This window comes from Dokdonella sp., from assembly GCF_051958935.1.
Lineage (GTDB): Bacteria > Pseudomonadota > Gammaproteobacteria > Xanthomonadales > Rhodanobacteraceae > Dokdonella_A.
The window spans coordinates 1-15,266 of record NZ_JBQCFP010000070.1 but is presented as its reverse complement, the minus strand read 5'-3'; the positions used below and the strand labels follow the sequence as shown (position 1 = coordinate 15,266).

14 protein-coding genes are annotated in these 15,266 nt (G+C 70.3%); 12 read left to right on the top strand and 2 right to left on the bottom strand.

The genetic code is table 11. The features are described from left to right. Window positions 1–91 precede the first annotated feature (91 nt). Window positions 92–1,252, bottom strand: coding sequence for a LysM peptidoglycan-binding domain-containing protein (locus ACTHK2_RS06575; protein ID WP_440244904.1), 1,161 nt, complete (start codon window positions 1,250–1,252; stop codon window positions 92–94). A 213-nt stretch (window positions 1,253–1,465) separates the two neighbouring features. On the opposite strand from ACTHK2_RS06575, the gene def reads away from it, so the two are divergent. From def to ACTHK2_RS06525, 10 genes are all read left to right on the top strand, one after another. Next, a complete protein-coding gene (gene def, locus ACTHK2_RS06570) occupies window positions 1,466–1,969 on the top strand; it encodes a peptide deformylase (protein ID WP_440244903.1) in 504 nt (167 codons plus the stop codon). Window positions 1,970–2,134: 165 nt separating this feature from the next. After that, window positions 2,135–3,070 carry a methionyl-tRNA formyltransferase gene (gene fmt / locus ACTHK2_RS06565; protein ID WP_440244902.1) on the top strand — a complete coding sequence of 312 codons (936 nt, stop codon included), beginning with the start codon at window positions 2,135–2,137 and terminating at the stop codon, window positions 3,068–3,070. Next, a complete protein-coding gene (gene rsmB / locus ACTHK2_RS06560) occupies window positions 3,067–4,422 on the top strand; it encodes a 16S rRNA (cytosine(967)-C(5))-methyltransferase RsmB (protein ID WP_440244901.1) in 1,356 nt (451 codons plus the stop codon). Before fmt ends, rsmB begins: the two co-directional genes overlap by 4 nt. Then, window positions 4,397–4,975, top strand: coding sequence for a DUF4390 domain-containing protein (locus ACTHK2_RS06555; RefSeq protein ID WP_440244900.1), 579 nt, complete (start codon window positions 4,397–4,399; stop codon window positions 4,973–4,975). Before rsmB ends, ACTHK2_RS06555 begins: the two co-directional genes overlap by 26 nt. Next, entirely contained in the window at window positions 4,954–7,122 is a 2,169-nt protein-coding gene (locus ACTHK2_RS06550; RefSeq protein ID WP_440244899.1) for an ATP-binding protein, read from the top strand. Before ACTHK2_RS06555 ends, ACTHK2_RS06550 begins: the two co-directional genes overlap by 22 nt. 68 nt (window positions 7,123–7,190) lie before the next feature. Further along, window positions 7,191–8,591: a sigma-54-dependent transcriptional regulator gene (locus ACTHK2_RS06545; RefSeq protein WP_440244898.1), complete on the top strand. Its 1,401-nt coding sequence runs from the start codon at window positions 7,191–7,193 to the stop codon at window positions 8,589–8,591. 181 nt (window positions 8,592–8,772) lie between these two features. Next, window positions 8,773–9,555: a 3-hydroxybutyrate dehydrogenase gene (locus ACTHK2_RS06540; protein WP_440244897.1), complete on the top strand. Its 783-nt coding sequence runs from the start codon at window positions 8,773–8,775 to the stop codon at window positions 9,553–9,555. Window positions 9,556–9,626: 71 nt separating this feature from the next. Further along, window positions 9,627–10,790 carry a patatin-like phospholipase family protein gene (locus ACTHK2_RS06535; protein WP_440244896.1) on the top strand — a complete coding sequence of 388 codons (1,164 nt, stop codon included), beginning with the start codon at window positions 9,627–9,629 and terminating at the stop codon, window positions 10,788–10,790. A 164-nt stretch (window positions 10,791–10,954) separates the two neighbouring features. Continuing rightward, complete coding sequence (locus tag ACTHK2_RS06530) at window positions 10,955–11,281, top strand: tetratricopeptide repeat protein (RefSeq protein WP_440244895.1); 327 nt, start codon at window positions 10,955–10,957, stop codon at window positions 11,279–11,281. Between the two features lie 23 nt (window positions 11,282–11,304). Then, the gene (locus ACTHK2_RS06525; RefSeq protein WP_440244894.1) at window positions 11,305–11,880 is read left to right on the top strand and encodes a hypothetical protein; all 576 of its coding nucleotides are present in this window, start codon (window positions 11,305–11,307) and stop codon (window positions 11,878–11,880) included. A gap of 289 nt (window positions 11,881–12,169) precedes the next feature. Here ACTHK2_RS06525 and ACTHK2_RS06520 read toward each other — a convergent pair whose 3' ends face one another. After that, the gene (locus ACTHK2_RS06520; protein WP_440244893.1) at window positions 12,170–13,075 is read right to left on the bottom strand and encodes a lysophospholipid acyltransferase family protein; all 906 of its coding nucleotides are present in this window, start codon (window positions 13,073–13,075) and stop codon (window positions 12,170–12,172) included. A 98-nt stretch (window positions 13,076–13,173) separates the two neighbouring features. Here ACTHK2_RS06520 and dtd point away from each other — a divergent pair, with 98 nt between their 5' ends. Both dtd and rpoD read left to right on the top strand, forming a co-directional pair. After that, a complete protein-coding gene (dtd, locus tag ACTHK2_RS06515) occupies window positions 13,174–13,614 on the top strand; it encodes a D-aminoacyl-tRNA deacylase (RefSeq protein ID WP_440244892.1) in 441 nt (146 codons plus the stop codon). Window positions 13,615–13,832: 218 nt separating this feature from the next. Further along, window positions 13,833–15,266 (top strand): RNA polymerase sigma factor RpoD (gene rpoD, locus ACTHK2_RS06510; protein ID WP_440244891.1); only part of this gene is annotated, 1,434 nt, incomplete at its 3' end.

The following is a 15,266-nucleotide window of genomic DNA, read 5'->3' as shown; positions in this document are numbered from 1 at the left end:
GTCTAGCCAGCCCCAAAAAGCACGCGGCGCGATGTTGCCATCGCGCCGCGTGCGAAATCGTCGCTCGGGCGTGCCGGGGCACGCCGACAGGTCAGGGCGTGCGGTCGGGATCGAACATGAAGTCGCAGATGTGCACCGGCTTCACCGCATCCATCACCAGGCCGTAGCTCACGCGCTGGAACGTACGGAAGATCATCACGTGGCCGATGTACTCCGGCGGCAACGTCGCGCGCGCGTCGCGCGGATGGAAGAAGCGCTTCACGCTGCCTTCCGGGTAGTCGGTGTCGTCGACGACGTCCTCGCCTTCATGATAGATGCTGAAGGTCTGGCCGTTCTCGATGCCATCCTCGCTGCCGCGCGAGAGTGCGACGACCTGGCGCGGACCGACCGCGTTGAGCGCGTCGCTGAAGGCGACGACGCGCATGTTCTCGGGCACCTTGCCCGGCGCGTGCGGCACGTACTGGTCGTCGTACGGGCGCGGATCGATCGGCAACACGTAGTCGCCGGCCTTGGCCTCGAAGTCGGAGCTGATGATGAGTGCGGACGAGACGTCGGCGCTGCGCGTGACTTCGACGACGCCGAACTCGCGCACTTCGTAACCGAGGAAACGCACGTTGCCCGACAGCGTGAATTCGTTCGGGCCGTGTCGCCAGAGCAGATCCGGCCGGCGGTCGTGGAAATCGTCCTTCGCCTGGCGATGGACCTCGCGCGGACGGCCGTCGTCTTCCGGCGGCATGTCGTAGTAGCGGCCGCTCGGACGCACCAGCGCGAGGCGCGTACCCGGCTGCGCGGCGAGGCCGCGGATGTAGACGAGCTGGCCCGGCGTGCCGCGCAGCTGGTTCTCCTCGATGCCGACCACGTGCGGCGCGTCGCGCAGGTCGTCTTCGCCGACGATGCGCACGTTCTGCAACCACTGCTTGAGCGCGGACAGCGGGATCGGCGGGATCGCGTCCTCGTACGAGGACGAGCGCACGTGCGGACCGAAGCCGCCCTCGGTGCCGAGGCGGTGGTCGTTGATGACGAGCACGTCGCCCGGATAGATGAGGTGCGGGTTCTTGATCTGGCCATTGTCCTGCCAGATCTCCGGCCAATGCCACGGCTTCTTGAGGAAGCGGGCCGAAATGTCCCACAGGGTGTCGCCTTTCTTGACGACGTATCGGTCCGGATGGTTGTCCGCCCACTCCGTCGTCGCGGCGTACACCGTCAGCGTCAGCAGCAGGCCCGCCGAAACCGAAAGGAGTTTTTTAAGCATGACTGCCAATCCCCCGATCCCCAAAGGTTTTCCCGAGTGTAATGGAAAAGTTAGGCGCAGGAAAACGAACTGCGTCGCAGCCCCGGAACGCCACGGCGGGCCTCCCCGGCGGCCCCGAGCCGGGCCGTCGGGACTGCCGTGGCCGGCCCGCGCCGGCTAGAATGGCTGGCCCGGCCCTTGCACCACCCGCCCCGGCCGCATACTGGGACTGCCATGGCCCTGCTTCCGATCCTCGAATTCCCCGATCCCCGCCTGCGCACGAAGGCGCAGCCGATCACCGTGTTCGACGCTGCGCTCAAGCAGCTCGTCGCCGACATGTTCGAAACGATGTACGCGGCGCCCGGCGTCGGTCTCGCCGCGACCCAGGTCAACGTGCACCAGCAGCTGCTCGTCGCCGACATGTCGGAGAACTCCGACCAGCCGCTCGTGCTGATGAACCCGCGCATCCTCGAGAAGGACTGCGTGCAGGTATTCCAGGAAGGCTGCTTGTCGTTCCCGGGCATCTTCGCCGACGTCGAGCGCGCGCTGCACGTGAAGGTCGCCGCGCAGGACGTCGACGGCAACGCGTTCGAGCGCGACTTCGAAGGCCCGCTCGCGGTCTGCATCCAGCACGAGATGGATCATCTCGTCGGCAAGGTGTTCGTCGACCACCTGTCGCCGCTCAAGCGCTCGCTGCTGCTCAAGCGCCTCGAGAAGAAGCGCCGCCAGAGCGCCTGACCGCCGCTCGCACGCGTCAAAGCGAAAGCCTGAAACACGAGCGCACGGAGCACACCGCGAAGAGCTCATTCGGAGAAGATGTTCTCCGACCTTTTTCTTGCTTCTCCGTGTGCTCCGCGTGCTCCGTGTTCCAATCTTCGCTTTCGCTTGAGGATTCGAATCGCCATGCCCAAACCCTTGCGCCTCGTTTTCGCCGGCACGCCCGAATTCGCGGTGCCTTCGCTCGAAGCGTGCCTCGCGAGCGGGGCCGAGGTGGTCGCGGTCTACACGCAGCCGGACCGGCCGGCCGGGCGCGGGCGCAAGCTCGCCGCGAGCCCGGTCAAGCAGGCGGCGCTCGCGGCGAACGTGCCGCTCGAGCAACCGCAGACCTTGCGTGATGCGGCCGCGCGCGCGCGCCTGGTGGCCTATGCGCCGGATCTTCTCGTCGTGGTCGCCTACGGCCTGATCCTGCCCAAGGCCGCGCTCGCACTGCCACGGCTCGGCTGCTGGAACGTGCATGCCTCGCTGCTGCCGCGCTGGCGCGGCGCGGCGCCGATCCAGCGCGCGATCCTCGCCGGCGACGCCGAAACGGGTGTCGACCTCATGCAGATGGAAGCCGGCCTCGACACCGGCCCCGTGCTCCTCGAGGCGCGCACGCCGATCGCGGCCGAAGACACCGGCGGGAGCCTGCACGACCGGCTCGCCGCGCTCGGCGCGCAGACGCTGGCCACCGGACTCGCGCGCGTACTGCGCGGCGAGGCGCTCGTGCCGACGCCGCAGCGCGCCGACGGCGTCGAGTACGCGCACAAGCTCGACAAGGCCGAGGCACGCCTGGACTGGAACGAATCCGCGCTGGCGCTCGCGCGCAAGGTGCGTGCATTCGACCCGTGGCCGGTCGCCGAAGCCGTCATCGACGGCGAGCGCCTGCGCATCTGGGCGGCGGAGGCGATCGACGGCGACGCGGGCGGCGCGCCGGGGCAGGTCGTCGCGCGCCAGCGCGACGCGATCGACGTCGCGACCGGCGCCGGCGTGCTGCGCATCACCGAGCTGCAGCGCGAAGGCGGCCGGCGCATCGCGGTGCGCGACTGGCTCAACGCGCGTCGCGACGGCGTCGCCGCGTGAGCCCTCCGCCGCAGGGTCCTTCGCGCCGCGCGCGCACGCCGGCGGTGCCGCCGGGCGCGGCGCTGCGCGCCGACGCCGCGCGCGCGCTCGCCCGCGTCGCGCTCGACGGCGCCTCGCTGCGCGGTGCGCTCGCCGAAGCGAATCCGCGCGTGGCCGATCCGCGCGACCGCGCGCTGCTCGCCGCTTCGCTGTTCGAATCCTCGCGCTGGTGGTTGCGCTTCGACGCCGTGCTCGCGCATATGCTCGACAAGCCGCTGCCGCCGAAGGCGCGCGAAGTGCGCGCGCTGCTCGTGCTCGCGATCGCCCAGCTCGCGGTGCTTGGGCTGCCCGACTACGCGGTCGTCGCCGCGTCGGTCGAGGCGGTGCGCGCGCTCGGCCAGCCGCAGTACGCAGGCCTCGCCAATGCGCTGCTGCGGCGCTTCCTGCGCGAACGCGCGGCGATCGAGGCGGAGCTCGATCGCGATCCGGTGTCGCGCCATGCGCATCCGCGCTGGCTCATCGACGCGATCGAACGCGACTGGCCGGAGCAGGCGGCCGCGATCCTCGCCGCCGACAATCGCGAAGCGCCGCTGACCTTGCGCGCGAACCGCCGGCGCACGACGCGCGAGACCCTGCTCGCGCGCTTCGCCGATGCAGGCATCGCCGCGCAAGGGCCGGAGGGCCTCGCCGATGCGATCGTGCTCGCCCAGAGCGCGGACGTGACGCGCCTGCCCGGCTACGCGGAGGGCGCGTTCTCGGTGCAGGACGGCGCCGCGCAACGCGTCGCCGACCTGCTCGAGCCGGCGGCCGGCATGCGCGTGCTCGATGCCTGCGCCGCGCCCGGCGGCAAGAGCGCGCACCTGCTCGAGCGCGCCGACGTCGATCTGCTCGCGCTCGACGCCGACGCCGCGCGCTTGCCGCGCGTGCGCGAAAACCTCGAGCGCCTCGGCCTCGCCGCGACCATCGCTGCGGGCGACGCGAGCGAGCCTGCCGCATGGTGGGACGGCCGCCCGTTCCAGCGCATCCTCGTCGACGCGCCGTGCTCGGCCACCGGCATCGTGCGCCGCCAGCCCGACATCAAGCTGCATCGTCGCGGCGCCGACATCGCGCCGCTGGTCGCGAGCCAGGGGCGCATCCTCGCGGCGCTGTGGCCGCTGCTCGCGCCGGGCGGGCGCCTGCTCTATGCGACGTGCTCGCTGCTGCGCGCGGAAAACGAAGCCGTGCTTGCCGAGTTCCTGCGTGGCCGGGATGATGCACGCGCGATGCCGCTCGACGAAGGCTACGGCCACGCCGCAGGCGCCGGTCGCCAGAACCTGCCGGGCGAGGGCGGCATGGACGGCTTCTACTATGCACTGGTCGAAAAAATCGCGTGAACGCCTGCGCCCGGCCGTGCGCGCCGCGCTCGCGGGCGTGCTCGCCGCTGCGCTCGGCGCCTGCGGCATGCTCGCGCCGCCGGGCTCGCTCGGCGTGCGCGCCGCCCAGCTCGCGCGCTACGACGGCGGCGCGACGCTCGAACTCGGCCTCGACTGCCGCCTGAGCGGGCCGATGCAGGACGCGCTCGACCACGGCATCCCGATCACCTTCGTCGTCGACCTGCGCGCGGGCGATTGGCCGCGGGTCAAGGCGCGCGCGACACGCACGATCGAACTGCGCTACTTCCCGCTGTCGCGCCGTTACCAGCTGCGCCTGGACGACGCCGACGACGTGCGCAGCTTCGCCACCCAGGCCTATCTCGTTTCCGCGCTGGGTTCGCTGCGCCTGCGCCTGCCGGCCGAGTTCGCAGCGCTTGCGAACGGCACGCCATTGCACGTGCGCGCGGCGATCGACCCGACCGCGCTGCCGGGTGCGCTGCGCCTGCCGGCGCTGTTCGAACCGGCCTGGCGACTCGCTTCGGCGGACAGCACGTGGCCCGTCGCGACGCACTGAACTTCCTGCTGCGGCGCGTGCTGCCCGCATTGGCGGTGGCGGCACTGCTGGTCGCATCGCTCAAGCTCGCCGAGGACGCGGCCGCCGACAGCACGCGCTTCGCCGCGCACTACCGCTGGGTGCTCGGCGCCGCGCTGGTCGCGCTCGTCGTGCTGGTCGGCGCGATCGGCCAGCGCCTGTGGCGCCTGCGCGCCGACGTGCTGCGCGGCGTGCCCGGCGCCAGGCTCAACCGGCGCCTGCTGCGCCTCTTGATCCTGCTCGCCCTGCCGGCGAGCGTCCTCGTGTATGGCTTCGCGCTGCGCTTCCTCGACGCGACGATCGACAACTGGTTCAACCTGCGCCTCGAGCAGGCGCTCGACGACGCGCTCGAGCTCGGTCGCGTGGTCGTCGACGAACACCTGCACCGTGACGAAGGCGCGAGTGCGCAACTCGCACAGCGGCTCGGCGACGAGCCGGCCGAACGCGCGCAGGCACTGCTCGACGACGCGATCGACGGCCTCGGCGCGATCCAGCTCAGCGTGCTCGGCGGCGACGGCCGGATCGAGGCGAGCGCGAGTTCCGATCCGCGCTACCTGCAGCCGCCGATTCCCGACAGCGCGGTGCTGCTGCGCGTGCAGGGCGATCGCCGCTACGCCGCGGCGGAGCCGTTCGACAACGGCCTCGCGCTGCGCGTGGTGCTGCCGATCACGACCGCCGCCGGCGTGCAGGCCGAGGAGCGGTTGCTGCAGGGGTTGTTTCCGCTGCCGGCGCGGCTGCAGCCGCTGACCGCGCGCATCGAACGCGCGAATTTCGATTTCCAGCGCCTGAAGTTCCTGCGCGGCTCGCTCAAGCTCACCTTCGCACTGATCCTCACCTTCGTGCTGCTGCTGTCCGTGCTCGTCGTCGTGCTCGCCGCGTTCGGCCTCGCACGCCGGCTCGTCGCGCCGATCGGCCGCCTCGCGGCGGCGACGCGCGCGGTCGGTGCCGGCCGCTACGACACGCCGCTGCCCGCGCCGAGCGACGACGAATTCGGTTTCCTCGTCGCCTCGTTCGCGCAGATGACGCGCGAACTCGAGTTCGCCGGCGCACGCGCGCAGAAGAGCGCGCGCGAAACCGAACAGCAGCGGGCCTGGCTCGAGGCCGTGCTCGAACGGCTCTCGGCGGGGGTGCTCGGCTTCGATCGCGACGGCAGCCTGCGCGTCGCGAACCGCGCCGCCGACACGATCCTCGGGGTCGACTTCGAGCAGTACGTGGGCGCGAGCGCGGGCGAGATCGGCCGGCAGCACGTCGAACTCGCGCCGTTCACCGAACCGCTCGCGCGCCACCTGCGCGACGACGTGCGCGAATGGCGCGAGGAAGTCGTGCTCGACACCGCGCAGGGCCGGCGCAGCCTGATCGTGCGAGGCACCGCGCTCCCGCAGCAGGCCGGCTACGTCGCCGTGTTCGACGATCTCACCGTGCTCAACCGCGCGCAGCGCGACGCGGCGTGGGGCGAGGTCGCGCGCCGCCTCGCGCACGAGGTGAAGAATCCGCTGACGCCGATCCAGCTCGCCGCCGAGCGGCTGCGCCGGCGCTTACACGGGCGCCTCGCGCCCGAGGAAGGCGAACTCATCGACCGCGCCACGCACACGATCGTGAGCCAGGTCGAGGCGCTCAAGACGATGGTCAATGCGTTCGGCGACTACGCGCGGCCGCCGCAGCTCGCGCCGCGGCCTTTCGCGCTGCACGCACTGCTCGGCGAGGTGCTCGACCTGTACGAGAACGACCAGCGCCTGAGCCTCGCGCGCCAGTTCGCCGCGGGCGAACCGCGCGTGCGCGTCGATGCGGTGCGGCTGCGCCAGGCGCTGCACAACCTGATCAAGAATGCGCTCGAGGCGATCGGCGAAACACGCAAGCCGCAGCTCGTCGTCGCCACGCGCGTGCTCGAACAGGACGGCGAAGCGTGGGTGGAGCTCTCGGTCGCCGACAACGGACCCGGCTTGCCGGCCGATTTCGGCGAGCGCTGGTTCGAGCCGTACACGACCAGCAAGACGCGCGGCACCGGCCTCGGCCTCGCCGTGGTCAAGAAGATCGCCGAGGAGCATGGCGGCAGCGTACGCGCGGAGAACCGCGCCGAAGGGGGCGCGCGCTTTACCGTGCGCTTGCCGCTCGACACGTCGCGCGACTGAGCGGCATCGCGCGCCCGGCGCGCTCGCGCTATCCTCGCTGTCTCCTTTTCGCAACGCTGGAACGGGCGATGGCCGCAGCCGCACGCGTACTCGTGGTCGACGACGAGCCGGACATCCGCTCGACGATCCGCGACATCCTCGAAGACGAAGGCTACGCGGTCGACCTCGCCGAATCCGCCGCGGCCGCGCGCGAGGCGCGCCGGCGCCAGCGACCCGACGTCGTCCTGCTCGACATCTGGATGCCCGACCTCGACGGCATCAGCCTGCTGCGAGAATGGAACGAGCGCGGCGGCCTGCCGTGTCCGGTCATCATGATCAGCGGCCACGGCACGGTCGAAACCGCGGTGGAGGCGACCCGCCTCGGCGCCTGGGACTTCATCGAGAAACCGATTTCGCTCGCCAAGCTGCTGCTCGTGGTGGGGCATGCGCTCGAAGCGGGGCGCCTCAAGCGCGAGAACGAGGGCCTGCGCCGCCAGCTGCCTGCACCCGGCGACCTGGTCGGGTCCGGTCGCGCGATGCAGGCACTGCGCGCGCAGATCGACAAGATCGCCGCGCACGACACCGGCGTGCTCGTCGCCGGCGAGCCGGGCACGGGCAAGGAGACGATCGCGCGCGCACTGCACGATCGCAGTGCGCGCCGCGCCGGTCCGTTCGTGACCGTCGCGGCGGGCGCGATCGCGCGTGAAACCGCGGCGCTCGCGCTGTTCGGCGCCGAGGATGCGAACGGCGTGCAGCACGGCCTGTTCGAACAGGCGAACGGCGGCACGCTCTACCTCGACGAAGTCGCGGAGCTCGACCCGGAATTGCAGCTGCGCCTGTCGAGCGTGATCGAGCGGCGTGCACTGATCCGCTGCGGTGGCCACGAGCCGGTCGCGCTCGATGCGCGGGTGATCGCCGCGACCGCGCACGACCTCGGCGCGCTCGTCGCCGCCGGGCGCTTCCGCGAGGAGCTCTACTACCAGCTCAAGATCGTGCCGCTCGCGGTACCGCCGCTGCGCGAGCGCGGCGACGACATCCCGGAGCTGCTGCGCTACCACACCGACTGGTTCGCCAACCGCGACCAGCTGCCGTACCGCAATTTCCCGGTCGCGGTGCAGAACCGCCTGCGCCATTACGCATGGCCCGGCAACCTGCGCGAACTGCGCAACCTCGTCCAGCGCCTGCTCGTGCTCGGCAGCACGAGCGAAGTCACGCTCGAGGAAGTGGAAGCCGCGCTCGGTTCGGGCGGCGCGGTCGCGACACCGACGCCCGGCGCGCCCGGCATCGACTTCTCGCTGCCGCTGCGCGAGGCGCGCGAGCAGTTCGAGCGCGCCTACCTGCTGCACCAGCTCGATGCGGCCGGCGGCAGTGTCGGCAAGCTCGCCAAGGCGGTCGGCATGGAGCGCACCCATCTGTACCGCAAGCTCAAGGACCTCGACATCGATCCGCGCGCCCCCGCGCGCGAAAACCAGGGCGTGTCCAATCCCTGACGACCCGGTGACGGCCCCGCGGCGTTCAGCTATCGTTTTGCTGCATTGCGGAACTTCCGCGCCGACGCCCGGTCATAACGGACAGCTTCGTTCACACTCCCTGGGCACCGCCGCCTCGCGCGACGGAGCCCTTTTTTTTTTTCGGCGCGATGCGCCGCTCGAAAAGAAGGAACCAAGACACATGCGACTCGACGGCAAAGTGGCAATCGTGACCGGTGCGGCGAGCGGTATCGGCAAACGCATCGCCGAGGTGTACGCGGCGAACGGCGCGGCGGTCGCGATCGCCGACCTCAACCTCGACGGCGCGCAGGCGACCGCGAAGGAACTCGTCGACAAGGGCGGCAAGGCGATCGGCATCGCGATGGACGTGACCGACGAGGCCGCGGTCGACGCCGGCGTCGCCGCGGTCGTGAAGCAGCTCGGCGCGGTCGACATCCTCGTTTCCAACGCGGGCATCCAGATCGTCAACCCGGTCGACACGTTCTCCTACGCCGACTGGAAGAAGCTCATGGCGATCCACGTCGACGGCGCGTTCCTCACCACGCGCGCGTGCTTGCGCCACATGTACGCGCGCGGCAGGGGCGGCGCGATCATCTACATGGGTTCGGTGCATTCGAAGGAAGCGTCGAAACTGAAGGCGCCGTACGTGACCGCAAAGCACGGCCTCATCGGCCTCGCCAAGGTCGTCGCCAAGGAAGGTGCCGAGCACGGCGTGCGCGCCAACGTGATCTGCCCCGGCTTCGTGCGCACGCCGCTGGTCGAGAAGCAGATCCCGGAACAGGCGAAGGAATTCGGCATCTCCGAAGACGACGTCGTGAAGAAGATCATGCTCAAGGACACCGTCGACGGCGAGTTCACGACGGTCGACGACGTCGCCGCGTGCGCGTTGTTCTTCGCCGGCTTCCAGACCAATGCACTGACCGGGCAGAGCATCATCGTCAGCCACGGCTGGTGCATGCAGTGAAGCGCCGGGTGACGGGCGCCGCGGATCGCCAATCCCATCCGCGGCCGCGCCGGGCCCGCGCATCCGCGGCGATGCCTTCGCCGCTGGACTCGGCGCGCCAGTACGAAATGGTGGCGCTCGTGCTGCAGGGCGGAGGCGCACTGGGTGCCTACCAGTGCGGCGTCTACGAGGCGCTGCACGAAGCGGGCATCCGGCCGTCGTGGTTCGCCGGCACGTCGATCGGTGCGATCAATGCCGCGATCCTCGCCGGCAACGCGCCGGAGCGGCGCGTCGAACGCCTGCAGGAATTCTGGAACACGATCTGCGCGCCCGCCGACGCGATCGCCTGGCCTCTCGCTGCGCTCGCCGGGATCTCCGACTGGCTGCCGCCGAGCGCGCCGCTGAGCGCATGGATCAATGCGCTCGGCGCCTGGGGTGCGCTCGCGCACGGCCAGCAGGGTTTCTTCACGCCGCGCCTGCCGCCGCCGTTCGCGTTCAGCGATGGCAGTGCCGCCGCGACGAGCTTCTACGACACCACGCCGCTGAAGGCGACACTCGAGCGGCTCGTCGACTTCGATCGCCTCAACGCCGATGGCGTGCGCCTGTCGATCGGCGCGACCAACGTCGCGACCGGCAATTTCCGCTACTTCGATTCCGCGCGCGAACGCATCCGGCCCGAGCACGTGCTCGCCTCCGGCGCCCTGCCCCCGGCGTTCCCGGCCGTTGCGGTCGAGGGCGAGCTCTACTGGGACGGCGGCCTCGTTTCCAACACGCCGCTCGAGTACGTGCTGGAATCATCGCCGCGACGCGACACGCTCGTGTTGCAGGTCGATCTGTGGAGCGCGCGCGGGCCGTTGCCGAAGACCGTGTTCGACGTGCTCGAGCGGCAGAAGGACATCCAGTATTCGAGCCGCACGCGCCAGGGCACCGACCAGGTCGCCGCCCGCCAGCGCCTGCGCAACGCGCTCGGCCTGTTGCTGGAGCGCATGCCCGGCGGCCGCCTGCCGGAGGATCTGCGCGGCGAACTCGAGCCCTGGCTCTGCGACCGCGTCTTCAACATCGTGCACCTGATCTACCGCGCCAAGTCCTACGAGGAGCAGTACAAGGACTACGCGTTCGGCGCGGCCACGATGCGCGAGCACTGGAGCGGCGGCCTCGACGACATGCGCCGCAGCCTCGCCCGCCCCGAGTACTTCATCGTCCCCGATCGTGACCTCGGCGTCGTCACGCACGATATCCATCGCGCGGGTGGGTAGGCGGCTGCCGGTCGAAAGCGGTTTTTCGCCCGGCTCGCCGCCGAAGCCATGTCATCCCGAATCACGCTGGTGCGTTGGGGAGGCCACGGCTGCCGAATCGGGGAGTTTCGATGGAACCTGCGGGCCCACGTGTGTCCGGCGCGCCGACGCGCGATGATGGGCGGATGGAACCGGACTTCATCGCCCGCCTGCGTACCCAGCTCGGTGGCCCTCGCGACGGCGCACTCCTGCGCTTCTCGCTCGGCAACGCGCTGCTCGGCCAGGGCGACGCCGCGGGCGCGGCGGTCGCGTTGCGCGAGGCGCTCGCGTTCGACCCGCACTACTCGGCCGCGTGGAAACTGCTCGGCCGCGCGCTCGCCGACGCCGGCGACGTCGCCGGCGCGATCGAAACGTTCGAGCGCGGCATCGCGGTCGCGCGCGAGCGCGGCGACGAGCAGGCCGCGAAGGAAATGGGCGTATTCCTGCGCCGCCTGCACAAGCCCGCGCCCTGAACCGCCTGAACGCCCTGCTGCTGTTGTCGATCGCACTGCTCGCGGGCGGCGGGGTGCGCTGGGCGATGCAGCGCCCGATCGCGCGGACCGCCGGCGTGCTCGTGCCATCGGCGCCGCACCAGGCGGACCCGGCCGACCCCAACCCCGTGCTGCACGGCGACTACACGCTGCAACCGCTCGCCGATTTCGACATCGAGGCGCGCGTGCTGTCACGCGAGGACTACACGTTCGACGCGGGCGCCTCGCTGTCGCCGACCGACCTCGCGCTCGGCTGGGGCCGGATGTCCGATACCGCGACGATCGACGCGCTCACGATCGAGCAGTCGGTGCGCTTCTTCACCTACCGCTGGCGCGATGAGCCACCGATCCCGCCCGCGGAGATCGTGCGCTCGGCGACGAACCTGCACGCAATCCCGGCCGACGCGGCCGTCGCGCGCGAACTCGGCCGGGTACGCGTGGGCGAGATCGTCGAACTGCGCGGACGCCTCGTCGAGGCGAGCCGCGCCGACGGCTGGCGCTGGCGCAGCTCGCTCAGCCGCGAAGACAGTGGCGCGGGCGCGTGCGAACTCATGCTGGTCGAGTCGATCGAGCGGCGTTGACCGAAGAGGCCGGGCGCACGCCGCCTTCTCTTGCGGGAGCGCCGGCGGCGCGCTCCTTTGAGGGCTGAGGCTGAGGCGCGAATGGCCAGCGGTTTTTCGGACGAGGGCTGCAAGAACGCGGTTCGCTCCGTCGGAGTCGAAGGGCCACGCCGCGGCTGCGTTTCGACTGCGCTCGCTGCGCGAGCTTCGCTCGACGCGGACGGAGCGGTGGCGAAAGCTTCACGCGGCGGATCGAAGAGCACCGCGACTGAAAGTCGCTCCCACGAGAAGCGTGCGTCGACCGGCAACCTCAGCCCTCTGCCCTCGGCCCCGGCGGCACGAACGAATTCGGCCACCGCTTGTACGTCCACTGGTACTGCGTGAAGGCCAGCCGCACGCAATCCTCGACGCCGCGGTTGAGCGCGGCGCAGGCGGCCTCGATGTCGGCACCGGCGATGCCGGCCGGGGCCGGCAGGAAATGCACGCGGTAGCCCGCGCCGCGCGGCAGCCGCTCGACGAAACTGAAAAGCACCGACGCCCCGGTGCGCTCCGCGAGTCGCGGCAGCAGCACCGTCGTCGGTGCGGGCACGCCGAAGAACGGCGCCTGCGTGCCCTCGCCCTGACGCGGTTGCTGGTCGGGCAGGATGCCGACCACGCCGCCGGCGGCGAGGCGCTTGTAGAGGGTGCGCACGCCCGCGCCTTCGGCCCGCACCTGCTCGACCGGCAGGGCGCCGCGCGCACGCAGCAGCAGCGGCTCGAGTGCGGCATGCCGCGGCGCGCGATAGAGGATCGCGAGCGGCGTCTGCGCGGCGAGCCAGTAATTGAGGAGTTCCCAGCAGCCGAGGTGCGGCGCGGCGACGATGAGGCCGCGGCCGGCCGCGAGCGCGGCGTCGAACAGCTCGCGGCCACGTACTTCGCGAACCTGCGCGAGCGCGTCCATGGGGCGCTGGCCCCAGATCGCCGCGACCTCGGCGAGCGCCTTGCCGGTCTCGACGAGGCTCGCCCGAGCGAGACGTTGTCTGCTTTCGGCGCTCTCTTGCGTCAATACGACGGAGAGGTTGCGCTCGGCGATGCGGCGGGTGCGGCCATGGCGCAGCCACGACAGCCAGCCGAAGGCCGCGCCGAGCGTGTGCACGAGGCGCAGTGGACAACGACCGATGATGCGCAGGCTGGCGTACAGCAGCGCGACGGGCCAGGACAGGGCAGGAGACGGCATGACGGCGGCGATTGTAAAGGCGCGCGCACGGCGCCGCGGATGGATTGACCGTCACCCATCGCGGGGCGAGCATGCAGGGCTCGCCTGCGGAGACCACCATGATCGCCCTCATCCAGCGCGTCAGCGAAGCGCGCGTCGAAGTCGACGATGCGGTGGTCGGGTCGATCGAAGCCGGGCTGCTCGCCCTCGTGGCGGTGCAGCCCGACGATGGCGAGGCGCAGGTCCAGCGCCTGCTCGAGCGGCTGCTCGGCTACCGCGTCTTCGCCGACGGGGAGGGACGCATGAACCGCTCGCTCGCCGACACCGGCGGTGGCCTGCTGCTCGTTTCGCAGTTCACCCTGGCTGCCGACACGCGTTCAGGTACCCGACCGGGATTTTCGACCGCAGCCGCCCCGATCGAGGCGGAACGCTGGTTCGCCCGGCTGGTCGAATTGTCAACATTGCGCCATCCGAGGGTGGAAACGGGCCGTTTCGGTGCCCATATGAGGATCCATCTGATCAACGACGGGCCGGTCACGTTCTGGCTCGAAGCGCGCTGAAGGACGCCGACGTGATCCACGACGGCAGCGTTTTACGTATTGGGAGTAATGGGCCTGGTCGCGCGCGGGCCCGAGCGGCCGGAGGCCGCCGGCAGGATGCCGGATCCCGATCGCCCGTGCCGACGCCGTGGGCGCCGGGCAGGGCGGTCCCGCCGCGCCCTTGACGCGGCTCCTATACTCACTTTCCTTTGCCGTACAGAAACCTTTCCGGAACCGACATGGCCGCAGAGCACAACCAGGAGCAGCAGTCCGAGATCAAGACCCTGATCATCAAGGGCAAGGAGCAGGGCTACCTGACCTACGCCGAAGTCAACGACCACCTGCCCGACGACATCGTCGATCCGGAGCAGATCGAAGACATCATCGGCATGATCAACGACATGGGCATCGAGGTGCACGAGGTTGCGCCCGATACCGAGACGCTGCTGCCGGAGACGCCGGTCGCGACCGACGACGACACCGCGACCGAGGAAGCGGTCGCTGTGCTCAGTGCGGTCGACGCCGAGGTCGGCCGCACCACCGACCCCGTGCGCATGTACATGCGCGAGATGGGTACGGTCGAGCTCCTGACCCGCGAGGGCGAGATCGCGATCGCCAAGCGCATCGAGGAAGGCCTCAACCAGGTGCAGAGCGCGCTGGCGAGCTTCCCGTGGTCGATCCAGCTGCTGCTGGAGGAATACGACCAGCACATGGAAGGCAAGAAGCGCCTGTCCGAAGTGCTCGCCGGCTTCGCCGACGTCGAGCAGCCGGACGTGATGGTCGCCGAATCGTCCGAAGACGCGGTGGCGGTCGCCGAGGAGGAAGAGGAAGAAGAGGAAGGCGGCGGCGACGAGTCCGATCCGGCCGACGTCGGCCTCGACCTCGCCGAGGTCGCGCGCCGCATGGACGAGCTGCGCCAGATCTACGCCAAGTTCCAGAAGACTGCCGACAAGCACGGCACCGCCGACCGCAAGTCGCAGAAGCTGCGCGACGAGATGGCCGAGGCGTTCCTCAAGCTCAAGCTGCCGGCGATCATGATCGACGGCTTCGTCAAGAAGCTGCGCGACGTCGTCAACAACATCCGCAACCACGAGCGGCTCATCGGCGAGCTGTGCATCAAGCACGCGCGCATGCCGCGCAAGGATTTCCTCAAGCTGTTCCCGGCCAACGAGACCAACCTCGAATGGGCGGACGAACTCGCGCGCAAGCGCCAGAAGTGGTCGCCCGCGATCAAGGTGCAGCGCGACGCGATCGTCGCCGAGCAGGAGAAGCTGATCTCGATCGAGCAGGCGCTCTACCTCGGCGTCGCCGACATCAAGGAAATCAACCGCGCGATGTCGATCGGCGAGGCGAAGGCGCGCCGCGCGAAGAAGGAGATGGTCGAGGCGAACCTGCGCCTGGTGATCTCGATCGCCAAGAAGTACACCAACCGCGGCCTGCAGTTCCTCGACCTCATCCAGGAAGGCAACATCGGCCTGATGAAGGCGGTCGACAAGTTCGAATACCGCCGCGGCTACAAGTTCTCGACCTACGCGACCTGGTGGATCCGCCAGGCGATCACGCGCTCGATCGCCGACCAGGCGCGCACGATCCGCATTCCGGTGCACATGATCGAGACGATCAACAAGCTCAACCGCATCAGCCGCCAGATGCTGCAGGAGATGGGCCGCGAG

Bases quoted from the DNA above. Each gene is read 5' to 3' on its own strand.
- ACTHK2_RS06575 (WP_440244904.1), bottom strand. From the start codon at position 1,252: ATGCTTAAAAAACTCCTTTCGGTTTCGGCGGGCCTGCTGCTGACGCTG.
- def (WP_440244903.1), top strand. From the start codon at position 1,466: ATGGCCCTGCTTCCGATCCTCGAATTCCCCGATCCCCGCCTGCGCACG.
- fmt (WP_440244902.1), top strand. From the start codon at position 2,135: ATGCCCAAACCCTTGCGCCTCGTTTTCGCCGGCACGCCCGAATTCGCG.
- ACTHK2_RS06555 (WP_440244900.1), top strand. From the start codon at position 4,397: ATGCACTGGTCGAAAAAATCGCGTGAACGCCTGCGCCCGGCCGTGCGC.
- ACTHK2_RS06545 (WP_440244898.1), top strand. From the start codon at position 7,191: ATGGCCGCAGCCGCACGCGTACTCGTGGTCGACGACGAGCCGGACATC.
- ACTHK2_RS06540 (WP_440244897.1), top strand. From the start codon at position 8,773: ATGCGACTCGACGGCAAAGTGGCAATCGTGACCGGTGCGGCGAGCGGT.
- ACTHK2_RS06535 (WP_440244896.1), top strand. From the start codon at position 9,627: ATGCCTTCGCCGCTGGACTCGGCGCGCCAGTACGAAATGGTGGCGCTC.
- ACTHK2_RS06530 (WP_440244895.1), top strand. From the start codon at position 10,955: ATGGAACCGGACTTCATCGCCCGCCTGCGTACCCAGCTCGGTGGCCCT.
- ACTHK2_RS06520 (WP_440244893.1), bottom strand. From the start codon at position 13,075: ATGCCGTCTCCTGCCCTGTCCTGGCCCGTCGCGCTGCTGTACGCCAGC.
- dtd (WP_440244892.1), top strand. From the start codon at position 13,174: ATGATCGCCCTCATCCAGCGCGTCAGCGAAGCGCGCGTCGAAGTCGAC.